Genomic DNA, 25,125 nt, shown 5'->3' with positions numbered 1-25,125 from the left:
CCAGAGCATGCGCGAGTCGTTCACGGCGGTACTGGAACGCAACCGCACCCTCGCGGGCGGTTTCGCGACGGAGCCGTACGAGGTGGCGTGGGCCGCGGAGGCCCGCTGGTTCGTCCGGACGCTGGAGCGGACCGGTACCGGCACCCTGATGCGGGTCACCACGCAGGTCTCCCCCGACGGCCTGCACTGGTGCGACCTGGACCCCGAGCGGGAGGTGACCGGCGACCTCGTCACCTGGGAGTCGTCCGGCTTCGGCGGCTGGCTGCGGCTGAAGGGCGCCGTCGAGGGCGAGGACGGCGGCGGCGAGGCGTCGGCGAAGGTCATGATCTACCTCGCGCTGAAGAGCTGAGAGGAGCCGTCATGGACGTGCGCAGGCGCGAGTTCCTCGCCCTGACCGGCCTGGCCGCCTCCGCCGCGGCGCTCGGCGGCTGCGCGACGCCGGGGGCGGCGGCCGCCCCGGACGGCTCGCTGCGCGCCGCGTTCGGGCAGCCGGTCACCGACCTCGACCCCTACAACGCGGGGACGGCGGTCGACGAGGCGTCGCTGATCGTCAAGCGGCTGGTGTTCGACACGCTCGTCCGCTACGAGGGCGGGCGGCTCGCGCCCGGCCTGGCGACGTCGTGGCGGCGGACGGACGACACGACGTGGGTGTTCGACCTGCGTCCCGGCGTCCGCTTCCACGACGGGAGCCCGCTGACCGCGCGGGACGTCGTCGCCTGCGTGGAGCGCACCAAGGCCGTGAAGTCGGCGCAGACCGCGCTGTGGGCCACGGTGAAGTCCGCGCGGGCGGACGGCGACCACCGGGTCACGTTCGTGACGGACGGTCCGATGGGCACGCTGCCGGTGAACCTGACGCTGCTGTTCATCGTCCCGGCCCGGCGCGTGGCCGACCCGGCGCAGAAGCGCCGCCCCGTGGGCTCGGGCCCGTTCCGCGTGACGGGGTTCACCCCGTCGACCAACGTGGAGCTGGCCCGGTTCGACGGGTACTGGGGAGGCCCCGCCGGGCTGCCCGGCATCTCGATGCCGTTCATCGCCGAGACCTCCAGCGCGATCACGGCCCTGCGCAACGGGGACGTCGACCTGCTGTGGCCCGTCCCGTCCGACCAGCTCCGCGAGGTGCGGGGGCGGCGCGGGGTCAGGGTCGAGACCGTGCCGAGCTGGACCTACTACCTCACGTGGTTCAACTGCGGCCGCAAGCCGTTCACCGATCCGCGGGTCCGGCGGGCGATGTGCCAGGCCCTGGACATGGAGGAGATCGTCGGGAAGCTGTTCGGCGCGGGCGCCGAGCAGATGCGCGCCCCGATTCCCTCGACCGTCTTCGGCCACGCCGAGCAGGCGCCGTACCAGCACGACCCGGGCGCGGCCCGCGCGGCGCTGCGCGCCGCGGGCCTCGGCGACGGCTTCGAGACCACGATGATGTGGTTCGACGCCACCGGACCCCTCGCCCGCGAGCTGGCCCAGTCGATGATCTCGGCGTGGGCGCGGATCGGGGTGAAGGTCAGGCCGCAGAGCATCGAGAAGGCCCAGTGGCTGCAGCGCCTCAACTCCCTCGACTGGGACATGGAGCTGCAGACCAACACCGTGACGACCGGCGACGCCGCCTTCACCCTCGGCCGGCTCTACACCTCCAAGGCCAACCGGATGGGCTACCGCAACCCCGGGCTGGACGCGGTGCTCGCCGAGGCCGGGCAGGCCGCCGACCCCGGGCGCCGCGAGGAGCTGTACGGGCGGGCCTGCAAGACGATCTGGGACGACGCGGTCGGGATCTTCCCCGCCGCGCTCACCACCGCCTACGGGCTGCGGAGCGGGCTCACCGGCTTCACCCCGGCGGCGAACAACCAGCCGGACCTGTCCACGGTCAGGAGGAACCCATGACACCCCGCCGCAGGGCCACCCTGCGGGACATCGCCGCCGCCCTCGACCTGTCGGTCAACACGGTGTCCCGCGCCCTGGCCGGCAAGGACGCGGTCAGCCCCGAGACCCGCGAGCGGGTGCGGGCCGAGGCCGACCGCCTCGGCTACGTGCCGAACACGATGGCGCGGTCCCTCGTGCAGGGCAACGCGATGACCCTCGGCCTGGTCATAACCAACCCGTCCAACCCCTTCTACACGCGCCTGATCAGCGCGATCGAGGAGCGCGGCCGGGTCCACGGCTACTCGCTGATGCTGATGGTCACCGAAGACAGCGTGGACAACGAGAAGCGCGTCGTGGACGAGCTGATGCGCTGGGGCGTGGACGGCGTCCTCGCGGTGCCCGTCCAGCACGGGATCGACCACTGGGACCGGCTCCGCAAGTCCGGGACGCCCGTCGTCCTGGTCAACCGCGACCTGCCCGGGCTCGACACCGACCTCGTCGGCGTCGACTACTACGACAGCGCGCGGCGCGCCACCGAGCACCTCGTCGCCGAGGGCGCCCGCGACCTGTACCTCGTCGAGGAGGACCTGGACATCTCGCCCGTGGCGGAACGCGTCCGGGGGTTCCGGGCGGTGCTCGACGAGCACGGCATCGCGGTGCGCGACGACCACATGGTGAAGGTGCCGACCCGGCGCCGCGAGGCCAGCTCGCAACCGTGGGACCCGGTGGACTCCTACGAGATCGGCCGCGAGCTCGCCGGCCGCATGGGGCCGGGCGCCGCCGTCCTGGCCGGCAACGACTACTTCGCGCTCGGCGTGTACCGGGCGCTCACCGAGCACGGGCTGAGCATCCCCGGCGACGTCCGCGTGGCCGGGCACGGCGACCACCCGTTCGCCGCCTACCTCGCGCCGCCGCTCACCACGGTCCGGCTGCCGGCCGCCGGCGTCGGCGCCGCCGCGGTGGACCGGCTCCTCGAACGGATGTCGGGCGAGTCCGCCGCGGGCTCCCCGCGGCAGACCCTGCTGCCCGCGGAACTGGTCGTCCGCGCCTCGTCGCGGACCGCGAACGGAGGCGCCTGATGGGACGGTTCCTGCTGAGGCGGGCCGGGCAGGCCCTGATCGTGGCCTGGGGCGCCATCACGGTCGTGTTCCTCGTCGTGCGCGTCGTCCCCGGCGATCCCGCGACGCTGATCCTCGGGCCAGACGCCGGCCCCGCGCAGCTCGCCTCCGTCCGAGCCGACTTCGGGCTGGACGAGCCGCTCTGGCAGCAGTACCTCGCGCACATGGGCGAGGTGCTGCGCGGCGACTTCGGCGACTCGTGGCGGCTCGGCGGCGGCGCGATGGGCGCCGTCCTGGACCGGTTCCCCGCCACCCTGACGCTGGCCGCGCTCGCGCTGGTCATCACCCTCGCCGCCGGCTACCCGCTCGGCATGCTGTGCGCCCGGCGGCCCGGCAAGATCCTCGACCTGCTCGTCTCGACGGGCTCGCTGGTCGGGCAGGCGGTGCCGTCGTTCTGGCTCGGCATCGTGCTGATCCTGCTGTTCGCCCGGCAGCTGAACTGGCTGCCGAGCACGGCGGGCGGCGGCCCGGAGGCGGTGATCCTGCCCTCGGTGACGCTGGCGCTGCCGTTCGTCGGATGGCTGGCCCGGCTCGTCCGCAACGGCGCGCTGGAGGAGAGCGGCAAGGACTACGTCCGCACCGCCCGCGCGAAGGGCACCGGCGAGGGCGCCGTGATGTACGTGCACGTGGCGCGCAACATCGCGCTGCCGGTCGTCACCGTCCTCGGGCTGCTGATGGGCAACTTCATCGCCAACGCGGTGATCATCGAGGTCGTGTTCTCCTGGCCGGGCATCGGCTCGCTGATGGTGGACGCGATCACCAACCGCGACTACGCCGTCGTCGAGGCCGCGATCGTCACGATCACGGTCTCCTACATCGCGCTGAACCTCCTCGTGGACGTCCTGTGCGTCGCCCTCGATCCTCGTCTCACCCCGGAGAACGCATGAGTGCCATCGCTCCCGCCGCGATCCCGGTCCCCGCGGTCCGGCGGCGCAGGAGGCTGCCCGCGCGGGCGTGGGCGGGCCTCGGAATCGTCGGGCTGTTCGTCCTGGCGGCCGTGTTCGGGCCGATGCTGATGCCCTACGACCCGGCCGCGACGGACCTGCCGCACCGGCTGCTGGCGCCGGGCTCCCGGCTCGGGGACGGGTCGGTCGCGTGGCTCGGCACCGACCAGGTCGGGCGCGACATGCTGACCGCCCTGCTCGCCGGAAGCCGCGTGTCGCTGCTGGTCGGCGCCGCCACCGTGCTCATCGGCGGCGCCGTGGGCCTGGTGGCGGGACTGGTGTCCGGCTACTTCGGCGGGTGGACCGACAGCGTCCTGTCCCGGTTCGGGGACGTGCAGCTGGCGTTCCCGTCGATCCTGCTGGCCATCCTCATCGCGGGCGTCCTCGGCCCGAGCGTCACCAACATCGTCATCACGCTGGCGGTGACCCGCTGGGTGATCTTCGCCCGGGTGGTGCGGGCGTCCGCGCTCGCGACCCGGGACCTGGAGTTCGTCGACTCGGCGCGGGTGCTCGGCGCGGGGCACGCGCGGATCCTGTTCCGGCACGTGCTGCCGTCGTGCTGGCAGCCGCTGCTGGTCGCCGCGACCGTGCAGATCGGCCTGGTCATGGTGGCGGAGGCGTCGCTGAGCTTCCTCGGCCTCGGCATCCCGCCGGACCAGGCGTCGTGGGGCGCGACCGTCTCGGCGGGCCGCGACTACCTCGGCTCGGCCTGGTGGATCTCCACGATGCCGGCGATCGCGCTGGCCGCCGTCGTCACCGGCGTCGGCCTCGTGGGCGACGCCTTCCGCGACCTGACCGACCCGCGCTCCCAGATCTGATGGCGCACATCCCATGGAGACGCACATGACCGTTCCAGCCGTCGACCGCGCGGACGCCCCCGCCCCGGGGGACGTGGCCGCGGAGCTGCGCGACGTGCACATCGGGTTCCGCTCCGGCCGGCAGGTCACGCCGGTCGTGCGGGGCGTCGACCTGCGGCTGCGGCGCGGCCGCGTGCTCGCCCTGGTGGGCGAGTCCGGCAGCGGCAAGAGCCTGACCTCCCTCGCGCTCATCGGGCTGCTGCCGCCCGGCGCGCAGGTCACCTCGGGCTCGGTCGTCCTGGACGGCGAGGACACGGGCGGGTTCTCCGCCCGGCGCTGGCGCGAGACCCGCGGCAGCCGCGTCGCGATGATCTTCCAGGACCCGATGGCGGCGCTGAACCCCGGTTTCGCCGTCGGCCCGCAGATCGCCGAGCCCTTCCGGCGGCGCCTCGGCCTCGGCCGGCGGGAGGCCCGGGAACGGGCGGTCGCGCTGATGCGCGAGGTCGGCATCGCCGCCGCCGAGTCCCGGTACGGCGACCATCCGCACGAGTTCTCCGGCGGCATGCGGCAGCGCGCGGTGATCGCGATGGCGCTCGCGCTGGGCCCGTCGGTGCTGCTCGCCGACGAGCCCACCACCGCGCTCGACGTCACCGTGCAGGCGCAGATCCTGCGACTGCTCGCGCGCCGGCAGCGCGAGGCCGACCTCGCGACGCTGCTGGTCTCGCACGACCTCGGCGTGGTGGCGCGGGTCGCGCAGGACGTCGCGGTCATGTACGCCGGGCGGATCGTGGAGCGGGGCCCGCTGGACGCCGTCTACACCCGTCCCGCCCACCCGTACACGCTCGGCCTGCTGGAGGCCATGCCGGACGCCGGGTCCGGCGGTCGCCTCAAGCCGATCGACGGCGTCCCGCCGGACCCTCGGCACCGTCCCGGTGGCTGCGCGTTCCACCCGCGCTGCCCGTTCGCGACCGACCGGTGCCGCACCGAGGACCCGCCGCTCGCCGAGGACGGCGACCGCGCGGTCGCCTGCCACCACTCCGCGGAGGTCGTCGCCTCCCAGCACAGCGAGGAGCCCCGATGACGGCCACCGCGCAGGACACCGAGGTCGTGCTCAAGGTCAGCGGCCTGGAGGCGGGGTACGAGCGCCCCGGCCGCCACGGGTTCGGGAGGCGGCGGGTGCCCGTCGTCGCCGGCCTCGACCTGACCGTGCGGGCCGGGCGGACGCTCGGCGTGGTCGGCGAGTCGGGCTGCGGCAAGTCGACGCTGGCGCGGGCCGTGGTGGGGCTGCGCCCCGCGTTCGCCGGGTCGATCGAGTTCGCGGGCGCGGACCTGGCGTCCGTCCCGCCGCGGCGGCGCCGCCGCATGAGCCGCGACCTGCAGATGGTGTTCCAGGACCCCTACACGTCGCTGAATCCGAGGATGACCGTCGCCGACGTCATCGCCGAGGGCTGGCGCGTCCATTCCGGGATCGTGCCGCGCGGCCGGGAGGACGCCGAGGTCGCCCGGCTCCTCGATCTGGTGGGCCTGAGCCCCGAGCACGGCCCCCGGCACCTGCACCAGCTGTCGGGCGGCCAGTGCCAGCGCGTCGCGATCGCCCGCGCCCTGGCGCTGAAGCCGAAGCTCCTGGTGTGCGACGAGGCGGTGTCCGCGCTGGACGTGTCGGTCCGCGCGCAGATCCTCAACCTGCTGGCCGACCTGCAGTCCGAGCTGGGCGTGGCGTACCTGTTCATCTCCCACGACCTGGACGTCGTCCGGCACATCGCCGACGACGTCGCCGTGATGTACCTCGGGACGATCGTGGAGCAGGGCCCGGCCGCCGAGGTTTTCGGCGACCCGCAGCACCCCTACACGCGGGCGCTGCTGTCGGCGGCGCCGTCCGTCCGCGACCGGCCGGACGACGACGCGGGCGAGATCGTGCTGCGCGGGGAGGTGCCGTCGCCGGCCGAGCCGCCGAGCGGGTGCCGGTTCCGGACCCGCTGCTACATGGCCGCCGGCGTCTGCGAGCGGGAGACGCCCGCGCTCGTCCCGCGGGGCGGGCCGCCCCAGGCGGTGGCCTGCCACTTCGCCGACGGCGCCGGCGCGACGGCCCCGCCCGTGGAGGGACGGGCGCCGGAGGACGGGGGTCAGGCGCGGCCGTAGGCGTCTTCGAGGCGCTCGATGTCGTCCTCGTCGAACCGGCCGAAGGCGATCTCCATGACGCGCACGGCCGGGCCGTCCGAGCCGAGCCGGTGGGCGTCCCCGGCGCGGATCAGCACCCGCTCCCCCACCTCTGGCAGGATGCGCCGCCCGGCCACCTCGAACACCGCGCCCGGGTCGAGCGCGACCCACAGCTCGTCGCGGTCCCGGTGCCGCTGGAGGCTGAGCCGCTGCCCCGGCTCCACGTGAATGATTTTCACGGTGGAGGGCTCGTTGAGGGTGAACCGCTCGAAGCGGCCCCAGGGCCGGTCCTCGGTGAGCACGGCCGGTTCGGGCCGCTGGGCGCCGCCCTGGGGCCGGGGCTGCGCGGGGGTCTGCACAGGGGTCTGCACGGTCACCTCGGGGATCGCGGGTCGTCGGGCGGCCGGGGGCCGCGGGCTTCGGACGCGGCGGCGGGCAGCCCGCCGAGGACGAGGTCGACGAGGCCGTCCACGACGGCCTCGCGCGGCACGTCGTCGGCGTGGTCGAGCCACCAGTCGCCGGCGGTCTGCACCATGCCGACGATCGCGTGCCCCCACACGTAGGCGCGGGTCCGGTCCGCCATCTCCCCCTCAGCGATCATCACCTCGGCCAGCTCGCGGCTCACGTCCCGGATCATGGTGCTCATCGCGCTGTGCGTGGCGGTGTCCTCGGCGCTCGCCCGGTGCATGAGGAACCGGTAGAGGTTGAGGTTCTTGGAGATCGTCGCCAGGTAGGTGTCGATGGTGGAGCGGGTGCGGTCGCGGATCGGGTCGCCGCGGGAGAACTCGTCCCGGATCCCCTCGATCAGCTTGCGCGTGTGCCGCTCGGCGAGCGCCTGGTAGAGGCCGCTCTTGTCGCCGAAGTGGCGGTACAGGATCGGCTTGCTGATGCCCGCCTCCGCGGCGATCGCGGCCATGGACGCCTCGGGGCCCTCGCGCTGGATGACCCGGTCGGCCGCCTCCAGCAGGGCACGGCGGCGGCCGGGGTCGCGCCGTGGTCCGGGCCCCGGCCGGCCCGCCGCACTCGTCATGACAGCACGGTATCCGGGGGTGTTACCCGGTGACAACACCGGCCGGCCCGCGGCGGGGAGGCACGCCCGCCGCGGGCCGGCCGGGCCTTCCGCGGATCAGCCGAAGTCGAGGTCGGAGCACTGGTAGAAGGCGTTGCCGGTGTCGGCGATGTCCCACACGGCGAGCAGCAGGTGCCGGCCTTGCCGCTGCGGGAGCGTCCCGGTGTGGGTGGTCTGGCCGGACGGCGGCCGCCCGTTGTAGTTCTGCTGGAGGAACGGCGTGAGGTCCAGCGCGTCGCGGGTCAGCGGCCTGGTGGCGTCCCAGCCGTCCTTGGTGAGGAAGTAGCGGAACGACGTGGTGGCGTGCGCGGCGGTGAACTGCCAGCTGATGCCGAAGGACTGGCCGGCGGTCACCCTGGTCGCCGGCCACCCGGTCCCGCCGCGCTGGTCGTCGAGCGGCGCCCAGCGCCCGTCGGCGCCCGCGCAGATCCTGCCGTCGCCCGGTCCGCGCTGGGGGAACCCCTTCTGACCCTCGACGCCGTCGGGGTCCCACTGGATCTGGCCGCAGTTGCGGACCTGGTGCGTCCCGCACAGGTAGCTGCGGCTCGGGGGCGAGGTGGTGTACCCGTGGGACCACGCCGGCACGGCGAGCGCCAGCGGCAGCCCGGCGGTCACGGCGGCGGCCACGGCGATGCTGGTCTTCCTTGGCATCCTGCTTCTCCTTGGCGGGGGAGGTACGGCGTACCCGGAGGCGGAGGGGAGCCGGCCCGCGGGCCAACTCTAAGGAAACTTTCCTTTCAGAAAGTCGCTTCGCCGAGGCGCTCCGTCAACCGGACCGGCCCGGGCCGGGCACGCGGGGACAAGCCCCTGGCAGGCGTTGCAAAGCCCGAATGGCCGCCCGGTCCGCCCGCCGCACACGGCGAGGCGGGGGGCGGATGCTCTCCGCCCCCCGCCTCGCCGGTGCCGCCTACCGGGCGAACGCCTGGAGCTCGGCGGTCCGGACGATGCCCGCGCTCGGGCTCGCGGTGCCGCAGTCGGTGGCGGACCGCGGGTCCTCGTCCTGCTCCCCCGCGTAGGCCGGCGCGCCGGTGCACTGGCTGGAGACCACCTCCAGCCGCAGGTGCGTCGCGGTGACGTCCCGCACGTCGAACGAGCGCATGATCAGGTCGGGCGCCGTGGGCCGCGGCCGGTCGGCCGGGAAGGCGTCGGACGGGCTGGTGTAGACGGTGCGGTACGAGCCCGGCCGTGCGCAGTCGGCCTTGGAGGCGTCGCAGGCCAGGAGCCGGAAGGCGCGCAGCGCCGTGAACCGGTTCTGCGTGCCGCCCGCACCCTCCGGGTCGCCCGCCACCGACGGCCGCAGCATCGCGCTGACCTGCACCCGGCCGACCCTGACCGGGCGGTCGCCGGCCAGGTCCACGGTCACCTGGCGGCCGGCGACCGGGGCCGTCACCGACTGCCAGTTGGTCGTCTCCGTCTCGTCCAGCAACGCGGCCTGGGAAACGCCGTCGCCGGCCGCCGTCGCGCCGTTGGCACCCGCGGCCTCGTTGCGGGACATCGCGATCGGAAGGGTCCGCTGCGACGCGCCGACCGTGGCGGTGAACCTCCGGTGCCCGAAGCCCGCCCCCACCGCGACGAAGGAGTACCGGCCCGGGGTGAGCGCGACGGTGTCGCCGAGCGGGGTCGCCGGGTCGGTGTCGGCGACCGGGACCGCGCGGGCCTCGTAGTCGCCCACGTACAGGCGGACCTTGGCGCCCCTGGCGTCCCCGAGCGGCGCCAGCCGGACGCGGGCGTTGCGCGACAGAGGCGAGGCGAAGCTCGGCGTCGGGTCGGCGTCGGCGGGGCCGTTGCTGGCGGCGTCCTTCCCGAGGCCGTGCTCGGCGAAGACCTTCCACATCATCTCGTGGTCCCTGCCTCCGAAGCGGAGCGTGTCGGCGGCGAGCAGGGCGTCGCGGTGGTCGACGTAGCTGACCGCGCCGCTGGCCATGAGCAACAGCGCGTCGAACGACACCTGCGCCCACCGCCGGTTGCCCGGGCACCTCGCCACAGGCACCGCCCCGTCGGCGCACGCCCGCTGCGACGCCGCGCCGCCGCCGTACCGCCGGACGAACGCCTCCCGCAGGTCGAACTGGGTGGCGGTCCAGATCTCGCCGTCGGCGTGGACCTGGGTGCCGACCAGGTCGTACCCGAGGTCGGCGTAGTTCAGCGGGCTCCGGCTCATGTCGTAGTTGCGGATCCCGGCGCGCCGGTCGCCGGTGACGTACCCGCCGATGACGTACGGCGTGCGGCCGGGCTGGCGCAGCCCGTACTCGTTGAGGTACTCCATGGCGAACAGGTCGGAGGTGCTCTCGTTCATCGCGCCCGCCTGCGGCCCGCTCCACCCCGCCTCCGGTCCGGCGATCATGCGGCCGGAGATGGCGTGGGTGTACTCGTGCCCGATGACGCTCATGTCGAAGTCGCCGTCGACGCACGGCGGGTAGAACGAGCCCGCGACCGGCTGCCACAGGTACATGTTGGTGATGGCGGGGGTCCCGTCCGGCGGGGTGATCTGGTTGGCGTTGTCGCGGACGGTCGGGAACCGCGCGCCCGCCTGCGCGTTGCCCTGCTCGGGGTCGCCGCCCCTGCCGCCGCGCTCACCGTTGTCTGCCTGCATGTTCCAGGCCGACTCGGTGAAGCCGAGCCGGTACGACCAGTCGTGCATCCGGTTGTGCTGGACGAACAGGTTGGACATGGCCGCTTCCAGGTCCGCCTCCTGCGGGCCGTCCAGCGTCGCGGGATCGCACTTGCTCGTGTGCCACTGGTTGGTCCACGGGTAGGTGTAGTTCCGGTCGGGCCTGGGTGCGCTGGTGCGGGTCCCGACCGTGAAGGGGTCGCTGCTCGCGCGGTTCTCGTGCGCCCGCGCCGCGTTGCCCACGGTCGTCGCGCTGGGCGCGCCGGTCGCCGGGTCGACGTCCCAGGGCCGCCCGCTCGAGGGATCTCCGCCGACCGGGCGGCACCCCGCCGCGGGCGCGAAGCACCAGGTCTCCCTGGTGTCGCGGGAGGAGTAGTCGCCGGGCGGGGTCGCCGGGAACACCGCCCAGCGCGGGTTGTCGCTGTCGTGGTCGACGAGGTTCTCGCGCACGAGCACCGACCCGGTCCGGGCGTCGACGTAGGACGTGACGGCCTTCGGCTCCGCTCCGGAGGCGTCCATGAGCGTGACCTGGTACGCGCTGCGGACGCCCTCGGCCGTGGGCACCGCGACGAGCCGCGCCTTGCCTGGGTCGCCGGCCGACGCGGGGATGCCCGCGTCCCGCCCTGCGGCGGCCACCGCGTCCTTGCGGGAGAGCGTGGCGGGCGCCGGGGCGGCGCCGTCCCGGGAGAGGGTGGAGGTGACCGAGACGACCTCGCCGCCTGCCACGCCGACCGCCACCAGCCCGTCGTAGCCGGCGGGCAGGCCGCCGAACCGCTGGCGCAGCAGCACGGCCGCGCCGTCGCCGACCGGGTTGACGGCGACCTTCTCCAGGGCGCCGACGGCGGCGCCGTCGAGGCCGAACAGGTCCCGATGCCCGGCCAGGTACGCGCGGGCGGCCCTCTCCGGATCCCCGGGCAGCCCGCCGGCGAGGGGGCCGGCATCGGTCACGGAGGCGGGGGTGCCGAGCCTGTTCCAGCGCACGGTCACGCCGCGGGCGGCGCCCACCTGGCGGCTCGTCGGGGCCAGCCGCCCCGGCCGCGCGTCCTTGTCGGCGAGTTCGGTGTGCTCGCCCGGCGGCCGCGGGCGGGGCGGCGGCGGCTCGGCCCGTCCGGGGACCGCGAGGCCGGTGGTGAGCAGTGTTCCGGTGGCCGCCAGAGCGGTCACGGCGGTCCAGCGTGTCCTGGGCACCTTCTGCCTCCTGGAGGCGGGCCGCGGGGCCCGGTCTCGGGGGGATCGGCCGGAGGGGACACCCGGCCGATCTAGAGACAAGCAGCACAATCGCCACTCAACTATGGCGAATTACTACATTTAAGAAGTGCCGCCGGGCGGCGGTCTTCGCCCTTGACAGCGCCGATCCCGTACCGGGACGAGGAGGGACCCTGACCTGCCTGTGGTCTTCGGTCCCGCGGCCTCCGGGGAGGAGCAGGATGATCGCCGCGTTCGACCTGCCGCGCCGCAACCGCGCGGGACGCGGCGGCCGGGAGAGTCATGAACTGGACACGCTCGCACCGGGCGGCCGCGTCGGGGGCGCTCGCCGGGTTGATCGCCATGGTCCCGGCCGCCCTGCCGCCGGCCCACGCCGCCGCACCCCGGCCGTCGGGCGGCGCCGCGACCGCGAAGGAGACCGGCCCGCGCACGCCCCCACCGCCCCAGCTCCCGCGGGACTTCCACGGGACAGGCAAATGGATCGTCCGGGATCTCGGCATCACGGTCCCGTTCACCTGGGCGGGGAGAAACGGGAACAGCCAGATGATCGCGGGCGGCCCGCGATACCCGATCTGGTTCACGAACCTGATCTACAAGAATTCCCTCTACACCCTGACGTACAAATGGCCCGGCCTCAGCGACCACCGGTGCTCGCGAATCCCGGGGTTCGACCTCGGCCTGCTCAACCGGAAACTCAGGACGGCGCGCTTCGTCGGGCGGGAGATCCTGCAGCGAGAGCCGCAGCGCTACGTGAACCACTGGCGGGTCGGCGTCGTCGCACCACAACTGCCACCGGGGAAGTACCTCAGGTTCCCGATCGCGCTCGGCGACGTCTACGTCGACCAGCGCGACCCGACGACCTTCTGGCAGGTCCTCCAGTTCGGCCTCCAGAACCTCTACGACCCCGAACTGGACGAGTGGCTCGTGATGTCGACGTTCGAGCACGGCCCCGGCAGGGTCGCGCTTCCCCGCCGGTGCCCGCCGCCCGCGCCGTGACGCCGGCGGCCCGGCGCCGGGCGCCGCGCACTACTCACGGGCGGGGACGGCGGCCCGGACGATCAGCGCCGTCGACGGCAGCGTGAAGGCCCCGTCGCCGGAACGGTAGGGCTCGGTGGCGTCGGCGAAGGCCTGCCACGTGCCGGGGTCGTCCGCGGACCCGAAGCGCTCGGCGACCTTCCGCAGCAGCATCGGCGGCGTCACCGCCTTGGTGAACGCCACGCACTGCTCGACGGAGTCGAAGGGGAACCGCACCACGAACTCCGTCACCGACACGTCGGTGAACCCCGCCGCAGCCAGCTCGGCGGCGAGCGGCTCCGGGTCGGCCATGCTGAACGGGCCCGGCGTGCCCGGCGGCGGGGGCGGCAGTTCGAGCCGCTCGCTCAGCACCCGGAAGCCCAGCGAGATCGTCGGCGCGCCGGGCGCCTCTCCCCAGACCGCCGCGGCGAGCACGCCCCCCGGGACCAGGAGGCGGGCGAGGCCGCGGAACGCGGCGACGTGGTCCACCGCGAACATCAGCCCCCAGCGGCTGAGCACGACGTCGAACGAGGCCGCCGGCAGGTCGATGGACTCCACGTCCGCCTCGGCGAACCCGATGTTGGGCGTGCCCTCGGCCCGGCGCCTGGCCAGGTCGAGCATCGCCGGGGAGATGTCCACTCCGGTCACCCGCCCGGCGGGCCCCACCCGCCGGGCCGCCGTCAGGGCGGGCTCCCCGTGCCCGGTCCCGACGTCCAGGACCGCGTGGCCCGCCCGCACGCCGCCGGCGTCGAGCAGCCGCTCCGTCACCGCGGCCGCGCCCAGCTCGAACCGCTCCCCCACCGCCTCCCAGTTCGCGCTGAGGGCGTCCCAGGAGGCCCGCTGCCCCTGCTTGACGGCGGCCGGGTCGATGTTCGCGGCCGTCACGAGTTCACCTCCACGTCCCGCGGCACGTGCATCGTGAGCGGCTCCCACCACTCGCGGTTGTCCCGGTACCAGGCGACGGTCTCCGCGAGGCCGGCCGCGAGGTCCCGGCGGGGCCGGAACCCGAGCTCCGACGCGATCTTCGTGCAGTCCATCGCGTACCGGCGGTCGTGCCCCCTGCGGTCCTCCACGTACGACACCGCCTCCCAGCCCGCGCCGCACTGGGCGAGCAGCCGGCCGGTCAGCTCGCGGTTGGTCAGCGGCACCCCGCCGACGTTGTAGACCTCGCCCGCCCGCCCCCTCGTCAGCGCCAGGTGCACGGCCCGGCAGTGGTCGTCGACGTGGAGCCACTCGCGGACGTGGAGCCCGTCGCCGTACAGCGGCGCCTTCCCCCCGTCGAGCAGCTCGGTGACGAACAGCGGGACGATCTTCTCGGGGAACTGGTACGGGCCGTAGGTGTTGGAGCCCCGGGTGATCCGGACGTCCATCCCGAACGTCCGGTGGCAGGCGAGCACGACGAGGTCGGCCGCGGCCTTGGACGCCGCGTACGGGTTGCCGGGCGCCAGCGGGGCCCGCTCGCTCCACCGCCCCGTCCCGATCGGCCCGTACACCTCGTCGGTCGACACGTGCACGAACGGGGCCGTGCCGTGGCGCCGCGCCGCCTCCAGCAGCGTCTGCGTGCCGAGGACGTTGGTGACCACGAAGTCCTGGGCGCACCGGATCGACCGGTCGACGTGGGACTCCGCGGCGAAGTGGACGATCGCGTCGTGAGCGGCGACGAGCTCGTCGACCACCGCGGGATCGGCGACGTCCCCGTGGACGAAGGCGAAGCCCGGCGCGCGGCGCACGGGGTCGAGGTTGGCCGGGTTGCCGGCGTAGGTGAGCTTGTCCAGCACCGTGACCTGGTGCGCGCCGCCTCCGGCGCGCTCCGGGCCGAGGAGCCGGCGCACGTAGTGGGACCCGACGAACCCGGCGCCGCCGGTCACGAGGATCCTCATGAGCCGGTCCGCGCCCGGCGGGCGGCCTCGCCGAGCCTCATCGCCCGCTCCGCGGCAGCCGGTCGCGGGCCGCGGCCAGATGGGCCGGCGTGGTGCCGCAGCAGCCGCCGACCACGTCGAGGGAGAACTCCGCGTCCCAGCGGGCGATCAGGTCGGCGAACTCGTCCGGCCCCAGCGCGGCGGGCACGTGCCGGTCGACGTGCGCCGAACGGGGGATGCCGTCGCGGTCCTCGATGTTGGGGTAGGCGCCGATCGGGCCCGAGCAGGCGTCCCGCAGCGCCCGCAGCGCCGTCTCGCTGTCGGCCGGGCCGGTGCAGTTGACGAGGACGGCCTCGGCGCCGTCGCGTTCGACGGCGGCGGCCGCCTCGGTCAGCTTCTCCCCCGACAACAACCGGGCGTCGGCGTCGCACACGAAACCGACCCAGGCCCGCGCGCCCGCCCGCCGCACCTCCTCCAGCGCGATGCGCGCCTCCCGCTCGGAGTTCATCGTCTCGACCAGGACGAGGTCCACGCCCACCCGCATCAGTTCCGTCGCCAGCCAGCGGTGCTCGGCCCGCAGCTCGTCGTCGGGAGGGACGAGGTCGGGCCGGTAGCAGTCCTCGACGGGCCCCACCGAGCCCGCGATCCGCGGGCGGCCGGCGTCCGGCGCCCGCCCGTCCTGGCAGGCCCGCACCGCCGACTCGGCGACGCCGACGGCGGCGTGCACCATCCACGCCAGGCCGGCGTCGAAGAGGCCGAGGCGGCTGAGCGCCCGCAGGTTGGACCGGAAGGTGTTCGCGGTGATCACCTGTGCTCCGGCGTCCAGGTAGCCCTGGTGGATCCCGCGCAACCGCGTGCGGGCGGCCTCGGAGTTCATGGCCCGGTTGGTCCACCACGGCCCGTCGACGCTCATGCCGGCGCGCTGCAGTTCGGTCGCGGTCCCGCCGTCCAGCCACAGGGGTCCGCCGCTTCCGGACCGGCGGCCCCCGGATAGGTCGTTCATGTGTCATCCCTCCGCAGTTCAGAGCGCGTCCATCAGGTCCCGCACCAGGTCGGCGGGGTCCTCGATGCCCGCCGACACCCGGATGAGGTCGTCGGAGATGCCCAGCGCCCCCCGGACCTCGCGGGGCACGGAGACGTGGGTCATCATGGCGGGGCACTCGATGAGCGAGCGCACGCCGCCGAGGCTGACCGCGCACGCGTACAGCCGCACCCGGTCCAGGAGCTTCTCCGGATCGCCCAGGTACTCGAAACTCAGAATCGACCCCGGCGCCGACATCTGCCGGGCCGCCACCTCGTGCTGCGGATGCTCGGGCAGCCCCGGGTAGTGGACGGCGCCCACCCGCTCGCTCCCGCGCAGCGCGGTGGCGATCGCCTCCGCGTTGCCCACCTGCCGGGCCACGCGCAGCGAGAGCGTCTTGAGCCCGCGGTGCACCAGGAAGCAGTCGATGCCGCCGGGCACGCCGCCCGTGGTGGTGCGGTGGGACGCCAGCTCGCGGTGCAGTTCCTCGTCGTCGTAGACCAGGGCGCCGCCGATGACGTCGGAGTGGCCGGCGATCGACTTGGTGGTGCTGTACAGGGTGATGTCGGCGCCGAACCGCAGCGGCCGCTGCAGAGCCGGGCCGGCGAGGGTGTTGTCCACCACCACGCGGGCGCCCGCCCGCCGGGCCCGCTCGCACACCACCGAGAGGTCGGCGACCTTGAGCAGCGGGTTGGTCGGCGCCTCCACCCAGATCATGTCCACGTCGTCGCCGAGCGCCGCGTCGAGCGCGCCCGCGTCGGTGAGGTCGACGTGGTCCACGGTGATGCCGTACCGGCCGAGCAGCGCGAACAGCGAACGGGTGCCGCCGTACACGTCGTCCGAGGCGATCAGCCTGCGGCCGGGGCGCAGCAGGGAGAGCGCCGTCGTCCCCGCCGCCTGCCCGGAGGCGAAGGCGAGGGCGAAGCGGGCGTCCTCCAGCCCCGCCAGGCATCGTTCGAGGGCCTCGCGCGTCGGGTTCTCACCGCGCGAGTAGAAGTAGCGCAGCGGATCCTGGACCCGCCGCTCGAACGTCGCGGCGACGTGGACGGGCGGCACGACGTCCCCGGTGGCGCCGTCGGCTTCCTGGCCGAGGTGGACCAGCCTCGTGTCGAAGCGCATGTCAGAGGAACCGCGTGGTCGGGTGGTCGGCGGTCCACGAACCGGGTCGCACCGAGCGCAGGGCGCCGGCCACGACGTCGATCTCGTCGGCGGTGTTGTAGACGGCGAACGACATCCGCACGGTTCCGAGCAGGCCCATGTCGTCCAGGAAGGTGCTGGCGCAGTGCACGCCGCTGCGCACGGCCACGCCGTGGCGGTCCAGATGCCCGCCGACGTCGTAGGGATGGATGCCGTCGACGACGAAGGACACGATCCCGCTGGGCGCGGCGGCAGGGTCGCCGACCACCCGCACGCCGCCGATCCGCCCCAGCGACTCGACCGCGTACCGCACCAGCGCCTCGTCATGCCGCCGCACGGCGTCCCAGCCGAGATCGCGGACGTAGCGCAGCGCGGCGGCCAGGGCGACGGCTCCCGCGACGTTCGGGGTGCCCGCCTCGAACCGGGCGGGCACGGGAACGTAGCTGACCGGCTCGGAGTGGCTCACGCCCTTCACCGTCCCGCCGCCGACCTGGTAAGGCGGCAGCTCCGCGAGCAGGTCCCGCTTGCCGTACAGGGCCCCGGTGCCCATCGGGCCGTAGGCCTTGTGCCCCGAGAAGCAGTAGAAGTCGGCGTCGAGCCCGCGCACGTCCACCGGCGCGTGCGGCACCGCCTGGGCGCCGTCCACGACGACCGGGACACCGCGCCGGTGCGCCTCGGCGATCATCGCGCGGACCGGGTTGACGGTCCCCAGCACGTTGGACACGTGGGCGACGGCGGCGATCCGGACGCGGGGGCCGAGCACGGCGGAGAAGGCCGCGACGTCGACGGCGCCCCGCTCGTCGACGGGGGCGACCACCAGCTCCGCCCCCGCCCGCTCGCAGAGCCGCCGCCACGGCAGCAGGTTGGAGTTGTGCTCCATCCCGGTGACGACGACCTGGTCCCCCTCGCCGACCAGCCGGGCGCCGAAGCCGTCCGCGATCAGGTTCACCGCGTCCGTGGTGCCCCGGGTGAACACGATCTCGTCGGCGTGCTCGGCGCCGAGCGCCTGCCGGACGGTCTCGCGCGCCTCCTCGTAGAGATCGGTGGAGGCCATGCTCAGCCGGTAGTGGCCGCGGCCCACGTTGCTGTTCGCCGTCGAGTAGTAGTCGACGAGCGCGTCGAGGACCGCGCGCGGCTTCTGCGCCGTCGCGGCGTTGTCGAGGTAGACGAGCGGATCGCCGCCCCGCCCGCCCGCCAGGATCGGGAAGTCGTCCCTGATGGATCTGGGAAGGAACGCCTGGTCCGCGAGCCGTACCGGAGATCCCCCTCCCTGCGGCATCACGTCAGTCATCCGGACTCCTCTCGGGCTGGAACAGGCTCGTGAACGCGTCGAGGAACCGCGCCGGGAACGCGAAGACCTTCTGCTCCGGGTACGGGCGGCGGGACGGCGGCATGTGGCCGGGGTCGCCGGGCCCCGGCAGCGCGCCCGCGCCGTCCAGCAGGTGCGGGCCGTAGAAGAACCAGCAGATCTGGCCGATCTGCTCGGTGAACAGGATGGGACGCACGTCGCGCGAGTACGTGTGCATGTGGCAGAAGGCCGCGAGGAACTCCCCCTTGGGCCCGAACCCGTGGCCGAGCATCACGTGCCCGAAGATGTCGTGCACGGCCCGGAAGAGGTCGTTGTGGCAGAACTCCACGCCGTCGACCACGACACCCGAAGGCCCCGACAGCGGATGGTCCCCGGCGGCCGGCGACGGCCCGTGGCCCGAGCTGGTCAGGTAGACGTGGAGCCGCCCGGTCCGGTGCACGCTCTCGCGCAGGTCCCGCGACCCCTTGTACGGCTGCCCCTCCCCGAGCCACGGCGCGATCTCGATGCCGGCCTCGACGATCGACCGGAACTGCCGGAGGTTCTGCCGCCTCAACCGCGCGTAGCGCCGGCGCAGACCCGCGTCGTCGGCGCGCAGGGGCGCGCGGTCGTAGTACGCCGCCACGGCCCGGCAGTAGCCCTCGTCCAGCCGGACGGCCGTCCGGGCCAGGCGGGCGATCGTGGGGCCGCGTCCGCCCGCGGGGGCCCACTGGTCGACATGGCGCTGCGCCAGCGAGGACAGATCGACGCCGGCAGGGCGTTCCTCGGTCACCATCTCCCGTTCCGGAGGTCACGAGCGCGAGGTCACTCACTTAACTATCATATAGCACTTGATCGGGCGACTCCAAGGACGATGCCCGGAAGCTCCCCACGCACGAGCAGCATGCCCGATGCGAAGCGAGGGCCTCGCAGGCCAGCCCGGGACAACATCACTTTAGTAATATATTGTAACTATGTCCGGCGGCGTCGGAGGCGACCATGGAATTCCTGTCAGACTCTCCCAGCCCGCGGATCGCGATCCTGGGGTTCGGCTACATCGGCTCGTGCCTCGGGGCGGCGCTGGCGGAGCGCGGCATGAGCGTCGTCGGCATCGACAGCGACGCATCGATGATCGCCGGGCTGCGGGCCGGCCGCCGCGCGGTCCCCGAGCCCGGGCTGGCCGAGGCGCTGGCCCCGCTCGTCGCGAGCGGGCGGCTGGCGTGCACCACCGACTACGACGCCCTGGAGGACGCCGACGTCGTGCTCATCACGGTCGGCACGCCCGTCGACGGGAACGGCGCCCTGCTGACCTCGCAGCTCGAAGAGGTGTGCCGGCAGCTCGCACCCCGGCTGCGGCCCGGCCAGCTGGTCATCCTCAAGAGCACCGTCGCCCCGGGGACCACGCGCACGCTGGTCGTCCCCCTGCTGGAGAGCGGCGGCCTGGCGGAGGGCCGGGACTTCGGCCTCGCCTACTGCCCGGAGCGGCTGGCCGAGGGGGACGCGCTGGCCCAGCTGCGCGAGCTCACCGTCGTCGTCGGCGGGTGCGGCCCCGGCAGCACGGCGGCGGCGGCCCGGTTCTGGAAGGCGGCGCTGGACGTGCCCGTCCGGATCGTGCCCACGGCCGACATCGCCGAGATCGTGAAGCTGGCCAACAACTGGTGGATCGACGCGAACGTCGCGATGGCCAACGAGCTGGCCCGGTTCTGCGCGCTGTTCGAGGTCGACGTGATGGAGGTGATCGCCGCGGCGAACTCGCTGCCCAAGGGGGACGGGCGGGTCAACATCCTGCGGCCCGGCGCGGGCGTCGGCGGACCGTGCCTGACCAAGGACCCGTGGATGACCTGGCGCACCGCCCGCGACCGCGGCGTCCGGCTGCGGACGGTGGAGACGGCGCGGCGCGTCAACGACGCCATGCCCGAGTACGCCTACGAGGTCCTCAGGGACGGCCTCGCGAAGATGGGCAAGGACCTGGCCTCGGCGCGGATCGCCGTTCTCGGCGCGGCCTTCAAGAACGACACCGGCGACCTGCGCAACACCCCCGTCACGGGGGTGGTCCGAGCCCTGCTGGCGGCGGGCGCGGAGGTCCGGGTCTTCGACCCCCTCGCCGAGAAGGAGCTCATCCGGTCGCAGGTGGGCGGCTTCCCCGTCGACGACCTCGACCAGGCGGTGCGGGACGCCGACGCCGTCGCCCTCCTCGCCGGGCACCGGCAGTTCCGCGACCTCGACCTGGAGCGGCTGCGGCGGCGGGTCGCGATGCCGTGCCTGATCTTCGACGGGCGCATGCACTACCGGCCGGAGACGATCCGGCGGCTGCGCGGCCTCGGGTTCGGCTACCGCGGGATCGGGCGGTGAGCCGTGGCACGCCCGGCGCACAGATGCTATATATTTATATAGTTTCTGCTCGTTGAGAACCCTCGTCTACGGGACGGCGCTGTGGCAGACCACGAGACGGCGATGCGCGGCGACGTGGAGGCCGCGGAACCGGTCCTCGTCGAAGGAGCGGCCTTCCAGCTCGGCTCGCCGGAATGGGTGATCGACTGGCTGGCGGAGCAGGACCAGCCCTTCCCCACCCCGTGGTTCCGCGACGAGACCCCGCAGACGCTCGTGGAGGTCGCGCCGTTCCTGATCGACCGCTACCCGGTCACCTCCGGCAGGTACGCGGCGTTCGTGGAGGCCACCGGGTACCGGACGGTCGCCGAGCGCCGCGGCTGGAGCCTGGTCTACGGGGCCGACTACTGGCAGGGGGCTCCCGGCGCGTCCTGGCGCCGTCCGGCAGGGCGGGACGTCGTTTACGTCCCGCCGGACGACCACCCCGCCGTCCACATCGCGGTCGAGGACGCCGAGGCCTTCGCCGCGTGGGCGGGCGGGCGGCTGCCGACGGAGGCTGAGTGGGAGCTGGCGGCCCGCGGCCCCGAGTACCGGCTGTGGCCCTGGGGCGACGAATGGTCCCGCGAGCGGACCAACACCACGGAGCTGCGGCTGGGCGACGCCACCCGCAGCGCCGCCGAGTGGCGCGCGTGGTGGAAGGCCCTCCAGAGCGACGGGGGCCCGATCCCGCTGACCACGCCGGTCGGCGGTTTCAGCCCGCACGGCGACAGCCCGTACGGGGTGGCGGACATGGCGGGCAACGTCTACGAGTGGACGGCCTCGCCGAGCCGGCTCTACGGCCCGTCGCCCGACTGCGACGAGTCGCTGCTGAGCGTGATGGACCGCTTCCGCGTCATCCGCGGCGGCTCCTGGATGAACCTGCGCTTCCAGGCCCGGACCAGCGAGCGCCTGCACGGCGATCCGACCGGATGGGCCTGCTTCGCCAGTGGTTTCCGATGCGTCCGCGACCCGTGAGGATGCCCCATGCCCCATCTCATCGTCCCCGGCAGCTGGCACAACGTGACCTCCGGCAAGGTGCGCTCGGAGCTGCCCGCGGCCAACCTGCGCGAGCTCCTGGAGACGTTCGTGCGCTCCCACCCGGAGGCCGGCTACCGGCTCTACTCCCCGGCCGGCGAGCTGCTGCCCTACCACCTGTTCCTCGTCGACGGCGAGCAGGTGCCCCGCACGACGCCCGCGGACGACGTCGAGCTCGCCCCCGGCAGCCGCGTCGAGATCATCGCGCCGCTGGCGGGAGGCTAGGGCCTGTCACGTAGCGAGCCGCCAGGCGAGCGAAGTGGGCCGGGACTTTGAAACACAGCCCAGGCGTCCCGCCCGGTCCCGCCCGCCGCGGCCGTCACCAGCCCGACCGGATCGTGTCGGCGATGTGGGCGCGGTCCTCCTCGGACAGCCACCAGCCGACGGGCACGTAGACCACGCGGTCGTGCACGCGGTCCAGGCCCGGCAGCTCGCCGCGCGCCGCGGCGACGCAGCTGTGGGCGTCGTTGCGCCGGGAGATGATGCTCGTCATGATCCCGGCGTCGGCCATCTTCCGCATGAAGGACGTGCGGTCCGCCACCTTCAGCGGGTACGCCCAGAACGAGGGCTCCCGGTCGTCCGCCCGCTCGGTGTGCTCGACGCCCGCGATCCCCGACAGCTCCTTGTCGTAGAAGGCGGCGTTCCTCCGCGTCCTGGCGAGCAGGCCGTCGACGATCTCCAGGTTGGACAGTCCTATCGCGGCGGAGATGTCGTTCATCGGGAAGCGGTAGCCCCACTCGGCGACGTCGTAGTCGCCGTGCACCCGGTCGGCCTGCCGCTCGATGCCGAGCCAGCGGCGCAGCCGGGCCCGCCGGTGCAGGTCCTCGTCGGGGAGCACGATCAGCCCGCCGCTCCCGCAGGTGAGGATCTTGATGGCGCCGAAGCTGTACACGCAGACGTTCCCGTGGTTGCCGAGCGGCGACCCGCGGTAGGTCGCGCCCCACGCCTGCGCGCAGTCCTCGATCACCAGGGGGCGGAATCCGTGGGCCTCCTCCGCCCGGTCGACGATCTCGCGCAGCCGGTTCAGGTCCACCGGATAGCCCAGCCAGTGGACGACGACGATCGCCCGGGTGGCCGGCGTGATCTTCCTGGCGAGGTCGTCGAGGTCGATCGTCAGCGTGGCCGGGTCGACGTCGACCCAGCGCACGCGCAGCCCGTGGGCGAGGATCGGCCAGTTCGTGGCCTCGAAGGTCAGCGGCGTGCTCAGCACCTCGCCCGGGCCGGCCCCGCCGGAGGGCTGGGCCGCCGCGGGGAACCGGTCGGGGTCGGCCACCATGCTGAGCGCGAGGTGCAGGCCGGAGGTGCCGCAGTTGACCGCGAGGACGCGCGGGTTGCCGAGGCGCCGCGCCAGGGCCGCCTCGAACTCGGCCATCTTGGGCCCGTGCTCCAGGCGGCCGCTGCCGAGCACCTCGGAGATCCGGCCGAGCGCGTCCGGCGCCATCGCGACCTTGAACAGCGGAATCATCGCGGACTCCTTCTCGTGGGGACGACGCCCGACCCGTATCAGTATCGTTTTTTAAAGTTACGGTTCGCCCTTCGCGCCGGTCAACGCCCCCGCGCGAGATACTCCTCGATCACGTCGGCGGCGCGGGCGGCGCCGCCGGCCCGGGCCGTGTGCTCCCGCATGCGGCGCACCCGCTCCAGCGCGGCCCGGTCGCCCGCCAGCCCCTCCACCGCCTCGCGCAGCCGCGCGCCGGTGAACTCCTCCGCGGGGACCACCGTCCCCAGCCCCAGCTCGCCCACCCGCCGGGCCATCGGCTTGACGTCGAACGTGAACGGCACGACGACCATGGGCCGGCCCGCGATCAGGGCGTCCATCACGGCGCCGATGCCGCCGTGGGTGACGAGCAGGCGCGCGTGTTCGAGCACGGCGGGGAGGGAGACCCACCGGTGGGCCTCGACGTTCGCGGGCAGGGGGCCGAGATCGCCCGCGTCGACCCGGTCCCCCAGGGCCATCACCACGTGCCACGGCGCGCCCTCGAACGCCTCCGCGCACTGCCGGTAGAAGTCGGGGTGGTCGTTGAAGGTCGTCCCCAGCGAGATCAGCACCACCGGCGCGCCGTCCTCGGGGGGCCGCCACGCGCCGGGCCGCTCCTCGCGCGCGGCCGAGCGCCCGACGAAGGCGAACCGCTCGTCGAAGGTGTCCGCCGCGATCTGGAACTCGCGGGGGATGAAGACCAGGTTGAGGTCCTCGACGCGGTCCGCGAACTCCCCGGCCCGGTCCTGGAGGCCGTACTCGGCGAGCAGGGCGGCCAGCTTCGCGCCGACGACGCCCTGCGTGCGCTCGTCGACGCCGCCGGTCTCCTCGATCATCTCCCGCGAGTAGGAGTAGGCGTGGTTGGAGGCGAAGCCCGGGTTGATCCGGCACGCGGGGCGCTTCCAGGCGGCGGCCAGCACCTGGCCGGCGATGATCGGCACTTCCCCGTACAGCACCAGGTCCGGCACGTCCTCGGCGTAGTGCGCACGCGCCGCCCGCAGGATCGCCTCGTTCTCGGCGAGGTACAGCAGGTGCGGCCGTGCCGGGTCGTCGTCCGCGAACGCCTCGGCCGCGCCGGAGGCCCCCGATGCGTAGGGGATCACCGTCGCGCCCGTCCGCCCGACCGGCCCGGCGTACTCCGGCGACGTCACGTAACCGACCTCGTGCCCGCGCCGGACCAGCTCCGACACCACCGGCAGGGTGGGGAGCACGCTGCCGTGGTTGGCGACGTTGACGAGGGCGATCCGGTGGGCCACTGCGCTCCGCATGGCGGTAGCATCGAGCCATAACTATATTAAAGTCAAGTATTGACGTCCGGGTCCGCTCCCCCGGCGCGGACGCCGACGAAGAGCCCGGGGCCGTTCGGCCGGCCGTCGGCCAGCGAGAAGCCGGGCACGAGCTCGACGGCGCAGCCCGCCCGCTCGAAGGCGGCCTCGTACCGTTCGCGGGGAAGCAGGTACTTGACGATCACATCGGTGAACTCCCTGAACCCGGACGAGTCCACGACCGTGAACCGGATCTCCACGCGGCTCCTGGCCCCGTGCCTCGCCGAGTGCGTCAGCCGCGAGACCACCCGCCCGTCGTCCCGGAACAGGTGCCCGGCGGCGTGCCCGTCGAGGAAGTTGTCAGGGAAGTACCACGGTTCGACGATGAGGACCCCGCCCGGCGCGAGGTGCGCCGACATCCTGGCGACCGAGTCGGCCACCTGCTCGGGGGAATCCGCTTCGGCCAGCCCGCTGCCCATGCAGATGACCACGTCGAAGGTGCGGTGGAGCTCGAAGTCCCGCATGTCGCCGCCGTGCACCGCGACCCCGGGCAGCCGCCCCCGCGCGACCTCCCGCATGGCGGGCGAGTGGTCGAGCCCTTCCACGCGGTCGAAGTACCCGGCGAGGTGCTCCAGATGGGCGCCGGTGCCGCAGGCGACGTCGAGCAGGGTGCGCGCTCCCGGGAACCGGGACCGGACCAGCCGGTTCAGCCCCTCGGCCTCCCCCGCGAAGTCCTTCCCGCGGCTGCGGAAGACGGGATCGTAGAGCTCGGCGTGCGCCGCTCCGTAGCTCATCAGGGATCCTCCACGATGGATCGGCGCGGGGCCGCTCACCGTTGCTCGCGACCACAGTTACTTTATATTCATAGAGTAAGTAATGGGCCGGGTCGAGCACGGCGGACCGCCGCCGGAA

The 25,125-nt window shown here is 73.8% G+C and carries 24 protein-coding genes; 11 read left to right on the top strand and 13 right to left on the bottom strand.

Annotated elements, in window-relative coordinates; translation table 11 throughout:
- Window positions 1-7 precede the first annotated feature (7 nt).
- From AB0C84_RS26455 to AB0C84_RS26425, 7 genes are read left to right on the top strand one after another with little or no spacing between them, the layout of a single operon-like run.
- Entirely contained in the window at window positions 8-349 is a 342-nt protein-coding gene (locus AB0C84_RS26455; RefSeq protein ID WP_361071364.1) for a hypothetical protein, read from the top strand.
- An 11-nt stretch (window positions 350-360) separates the two neighbouring features.
- The gene (locus AB0C84_RS26450; RefSeq protein WP_361071361.1) at window positions 361-1,875 is read left to right on the top strand and encodes an ABC transporter substrate-binding protein; all 1,515 of its coding nucleotides are present in this window, start codon (window positions 361-363) and stop codon (window positions 1,873-1,875) included.
- Complete coding sequence (locus AB0C84_RS26445; protein WP_361071358.1) at window positions 1,872-2,933, top strand: LacI family DNA-binding transcriptional regulator; 1,062 nt, start codon at window positions 1,872-1,874, stop codon at window positions 2,931-2,933. The genes AB0C84_RS26450 and AB0C84_RS26445 overlap by 4 nt, the downstream gene beginning before the upstream one ends.
- Window positions 2,933-3,859 (top strand): ABC transporter permease, encoded by a 927-nt coding sequence (locus AB0C84_RS26440; RefSeq protein ID WP_258942976.1) that lies wholly within the window; start codon window positions 2,933-2,935, stop codon window positions 3,857-3,859. Before AB0C84_RS26445 ends, AB0C84_RS26440 begins: the two co-directional genes overlap by 1 nt.
- On the top strand, window positions 3,856-4,734 hold the full coding sequence (locus AB0C84_RS26435) for an ABC transporter permease (RefSeq protein ID WP_179848739.1): 879 nt from the start codon (window positions 3,856-3,858) through the stop codon (window positions 4,732-4,734). The genes AB0C84_RS26440 and AB0C84_RS26435 overlap by 4 nt, the downstream gene beginning before the upstream one ends.
- Window positions 4,735-4,759: 25 nt before the next feature.
- Window positions 4,760-5,794, top strand: a complete 1,035-nt coding sequence (locus AB0C84_RS26430; protein ID WP_258942977.1) for an ABC transporter ATP-binding protein — start codon at window positions 4,760-4,762, stop codon at window positions 5,792-5,794.
- Window positions 5,791-6,852, top strand: coding sequence for an oligopeptide/dipeptide ABC transporter ATP-binding protein (locus AB0C84_RS26425; RefSeq protein ID WP_361071352.1), 1,062 nt, complete (start codon window positions 5,791-5,793; stop codon window positions 6,850-6,852). The genes AB0C84_RS26430 and AB0C84_RS26425 overlap by 4 nt, the downstream gene beginning before the upstream one ends.
- Here the strand turns inward: AB0C84_RS26425 and AB0C84_RS26420 are convergent.
- The 4 genes from AB0C84_RS26420 to AB0C84_RS26405 all read right to left on the bottom strand — a co-directional run bounded on the left by AB0C84_RS26420 (window position 6,837) and on the right by AB0C84_RS26405 (window position 11,735).
- Window positions 6,837-7,241, bottom strand: coding sequence for a phosphomannose isomerase type II C-terminal cupin domain (locus tag AB0C84_RS26420; protein ID WP_361071349.1), 405 nt, complete (start codon window positions 7,239-7,241; stop codon window positions 6,837-6,839). The two genes, AB0C84_RS26425 and AB0C84_RS26420, sit on opposite strands and share 16 nt — an antisense overlap.
- 2 nt (window positions 7,242-7,243) lie before the next feature.
- Window positions 7,244-7,900 carry a TetR family transcriptional regulator gene (locus AB0C84_RS26415; RefSeq protein WP_179848736.1) on the bottom strand — a complete coding sequence of 219 codons (657 nt, stop codon included), beginning with the start codon at window positions 7,898-7,900 and terminating at the stop codon, window positions 7,244-7,246.
- 96 nt (window positions 7,901-7,996) lie between these two features.
- Entirely contained in the window at window positions 7,997-8,590 is a 594-nt protein-coding gene (locus AB0C84_RS26410) for a lytic polysaccharide monooxygenase (protein WP_361071346.1), read from the bottom strand.
- A 256-nt stretch (window positions 8,591-8,846) separates the two neighbouring features.
- Window positions 8,847-11,735, bottom strand: coding sequence for a M36 family metallopeptidase (locus tag AB0C84_RS26405; RefSeq protein ID WP_361071343.1), 2,889 nt, complete (start codon window positions 11,733-11,735; stop codon window positions 8,847-8,849).
- A gap of 300 nt (window positions 11,736-12,035) precedes the next feature.
- On the opposite strand from AB0C84_RS26405, the gene AB0C84_RS26400 reads away from it, so the two are divergent.
- A complete protein-coding gene (locus AB0C84_RS26400; RefSeq protein WP_361071340.1) occupies window positions 12,036-12,749 on the top strand; it encodes a hypothetical protein in 714 nt (237 codons plus the stop codon).
- A gap of 30 nt (window positions 12,750-12,779) precedes the next feature.
- Here AB0C84_RS26400 and AB0C84_RS26395 read toward each other — a convergent pair whose 3' ends face one another.
- The 6 genes from AB0C84_RS26395 to AB0C84_RS26370 are packed head-to-tail and all read right to left on the bottom strand — an operon-like array spanning window position 12,780 to window position 18,865.
- A complete protein-coding gene (locus AB0C84_RS26395) occupies window positions 12,780-13,652 on the bottom strand; it encodes a class I SAM-dependent methyltransferase (RefSeq protein ID WP_258942983.1) in 873 nt (290 codons plus the stop codon).
- Entirely contained in the window at window positions 13,649-14,647 is a 999-nt protein-coding gene (gene rfbB, locus AB0C84_RS26390) for a dTDP-glucose 4,6-dehydratase (RefSeq protein ID WP_179848732.1), read from the bottom strand. The genes AB0C84_RS26395 and rfbB overlap by 4 nt, the downstream gene beginning before the upstream one ends.
- A 37-nt stretch (window positions 14,648-14,684) precedes the next feature.
- Complete coding sequence (locus AB0C84_RS26385) at window positions 14,685-15,629, bottom strand: homocysteine S-methyltransferase family protein (protein ID WP_361071336.1); 945 nt, start codon at window positions 15,627-15,629, stop codon at window positions 14,685-14,687.
- Window positions 15,630-15,647: 18 nt separating this feature from the next.
- On the bottom strand, window positions 15,648-16,766 hold the full coding sequence (locus tag AB0C84_RS26380) for an aminotransferase class I/II-fold pyridoxal phosphate-dependent enzyme (RefSeq protein ID WP_361071333.1): 1,119 nt from the start codon (window positions 16,764-16,766) through the stop codon (window positions 15,648-15,650).
- A gap of 1 nt (window position 16,767) precedes the next feature.
- The gene (locus AB0C84_RS26375) at window positions 16,768-18,075 is read right to left on the bottom strand and encodes a cysteine desulfurase (protein WP_361071330.1); all 1,308 of its coding nucleotides are present in this window, start codon (window positions 18,073-18,075) and stop codon (window positions 16,768-16,770) included.
- Window positions 18,068-18,865 (bottom strand): crotonobetainyl-CoA--carnitine CoA-transferase, encoded by a 798-nt coding sequence (locus AB0C84_RS26370; protein ID WP_361071327.1) that lies wholly within the window; start codon window positions 18,863-18,865, stop codon window positions 18,068-18,070. The genes AB0C84_RS26375 and AB0C84_RS26370 overlap by 8 nt, the downstream gene beginning before the upstream one ends.
- 203 nt (window positions 18,866-19,068) lie before the next feature.
- Here AB0C84_RS26370 and AB0C84_RS26365 point away from each other — a divergent pair, with 203 nt between their 5' ends.
- From AB0C84_RS26365 to AB0C84_RS26355, 3 genes are all read left to right on the top strand, one after another.
- Window positions 19,069-20,421 (top strand): nucleotide sugar dehydrogenase, encoded by a 1,353-nt coding sequence (locus tag AB0C84_RS26365; protein ID WP_361071324.1) that lies wholly within the window; start codon window positions 19,069-19,071, stop codon window positions 20,419-20,421.
- Window positions 20,422-20,502: 81 nt separating this feature from the next.
- On the top strand, window positions 20,503-21,411 hold the full coding sequence (locus AB0C84_RS26360) for an SUMF1/EgtB/PvdO family nonheme iron enzyme (RefSeq protein WP_361071321.1): 909 nt from the start codon (window positions 20,503-20,505) through the stop codon (window positions 21,409-21,411).
- 9 nt (window positions 21,412-21,420) lie between these two features.
- Window positions 21,421-21,696: a MoaD/ThiS family protein gene (locus AB0C84_RS26355; protein ID WP_361071318.1), complete on the top strand. Its 276-nt coding sequence runs from the start codon at window positions 21,421-21,423 to the stop codon at window positions 21,694-21,696.
- A gap of 94 nt (window positions 21,697-21,790) precedes the next feature.
- On the opposite strand, the gene AB0C84_RS26350 is transcribed toward AB0C84_RS26355, so the two are convergent.
- From AB0C84_RS26350 to AB0C84_RS26340, 3 genes are all read right to left on the bottom strand, one after another.
- Window positions 21,791-22,936 (bottom strand): DegT/DnrJ/EryC1/StrS family aminotransferase, encoded by a 1,146-nt coding sequence (locus tag AB0C84_RS26350; RefSeq protein ID WP_361071315.1) that lies wholly within the window; start codon window positions 22,934-22,936, stop codon window positions 21,791-21,793.
- Window positions 22,937-23,016: 80 nt separating this feature from the next.
- Entirely contained in the window at window positions 23,017-24,216 is a 1,200-nt protein-coding gene (locus tag AB0C84_RS26345; RefSeq protein ID WP_361071311.1) for a macrolide family glycosyltransferase, read from the bottom strand.
- Between the two features lie 32 nt (window positions 24,217-24,248).
- Window positions 24,249-25,007, bottom strand: a complete 759-nt coding sequence (locus AB0C84_RS26340) for a class I SAM-dependent methyltransferase (protein ID WP_361071308.1) — start codon at window positions 25,005-25,007, stop codon at window positions 24,249-24,251.
- Window positions 25,008-25,125: the final 118 nt, after the last annotated feature.

The sequence above is a fragment of the Actinomadura sp. NPDC048955 genome (assembly GCF_040649435.1).
Taxonomy (GTDB): domain Bacteria; phylum Actinomycetota; class Actinomycetes; order Streptosporangiales; family Streptosporangiaceae; genus Spirillospora; species Spirillospora luteofluorescens.
This window is presented reverse-complemented; position numbering and strand designations above follow the sequence as displayed.

Coding starts and splice junctions, on each gene's coding strand:
- AB0C84_RS26455 (WP_361071364.1), top strand. CDS start 8: ATGCGCGAGTCGTTCACGGCGGTACTGGAACGCAACCGCACCCTCGCG.
- AB0C84_RS26450 (WP_361071361.1), top strand. CDS start 361: ATGGACGTGCGCAGGCGCGAGTTCCTCGCCCTGACCGGCCTGGCCGCC.
- AB0C84_RS26445 (WP_361071358.1), top strand. CDS start 1,872: ATGACACCCCGCCGCAGGGCCACCCTGCGGGACATCGCCGCCGCCCTC.
- AB0C84_RS26440 (WP_258942976.1), top strand. CDS start 2,933: ATGGGACGGTTCCTGCTGAGGCGGGCCGGGCAGGCCCTGATCGTGGCC.
- AB0C84_RS26435 (WP_179848739.1), top strand. CDS start 3,856: ATGAGTGCCATCGCTCCCGCCGCGATCCCGGTCCCCGCGGTCCGGCGG.
- AB0C84_RS26430 (WP_258942977.1), top strand. CDS start 4,760: ATGACCGTTCCAGCCGTCGACCGCGCGGACGCCCCCGCCCCGGGGGAC.
- AB0C84_RS26425 (WP_361071352.1), top strand. CDS start 5,791: ATGACGGCCACCGCGCAGGACACCGAGGTCGTGCTCAAGGTCAGCGGC.
- AB0C84_RS26415 (WP_179848736.1), bottom strand. CDS start 7,900: ATGACGAGTGCGGCGGGCCGGCCGGGGCCCGGACCACGGCGCGACCCC.
- AB0C84_RS26410 (WP_361071346.1), bottom strand. CDS start 8,590: ATGCCAAGGAAGACCAGCATCGCCGTGGCCGCCGCCGTGACCGCCGGG.
- AB0C84_RS26400 (WP_361071340.1), top strand. CDS start 12,036: ATGAACTGGACACGCTCGCACCGGGCGGCCGCGTCGGGGGCGCTCGCC.
- rfbB (WP_179848732.1), bottom strand. CDS start 14,647: ATGAGGATCCTCGTGACCGGCGGCGCCGGGTTCGTCGGGTCCCACTAC.
- AB0C84_RS26385 (WP_361071336.1), bottom strand. CDS start 15,629: ATGAACGACCTATCCGGGGGCCGCCGGTCCGGAAGCGGCGGACCCCTG.
- AB0C84_RS26380 (WP_361071333.1), bottom strand. CDS start 16,766: ATGCGCTTCGACACGAGGCTGGTCCACCTCGGCCAGGAAGCCGACGGC.
- AB0C84_RS26375 (WP_361071330.1), bottom strand. CDS start 18,075: ATGACTGACGTGATGCCGCAGGGAGGGGGATCTCCGGTACGGCTCGCG.
- AB0C84_RS26370 (WP_361071327.1), bottom strand. CDS start 18,865: ATGGTGACCGAGGAACGCCCTGCCGGCGTCGATCTGTCCTCGCTGGCG.
- AB0C84_RS26365 (WP_361071324.1), top strand. CDS start 19,069: ATGGAATTCCTGTCAGACTCTCCCAGCCCGCGGATCGCGATCCTGGGG.
- AB0C84_RS26355 (WP_361071318.1), top strand. CDS start 21,421: ATGCCCCATCTCATCGTCCCCGGCAGCTGGCACAACGTGACCTCCGGC.
- AB0C84_RS26350 (WP_361071315.1), bottom strand. CDS start 22,936: ATGATTCCGCTGTTCAAGGTCGCGATGGCGCCGGACGCGCTCGGCCGG.
- AB0C84_RS26345 (WP_361071311.1), bottom strand. CDS start 24,216: ATGCGGAGCGCAGTGGCCCACCGGATCGCCCTCGTCAACGTCGCCAAC.
- AB0C84_RS26340 (WP_361071308.1), bottom strand. CDS start 25,007: ATGAGCTACGGAGCGGCGCACGCCGAGCTCTACGATCCCGTCTTCCGC.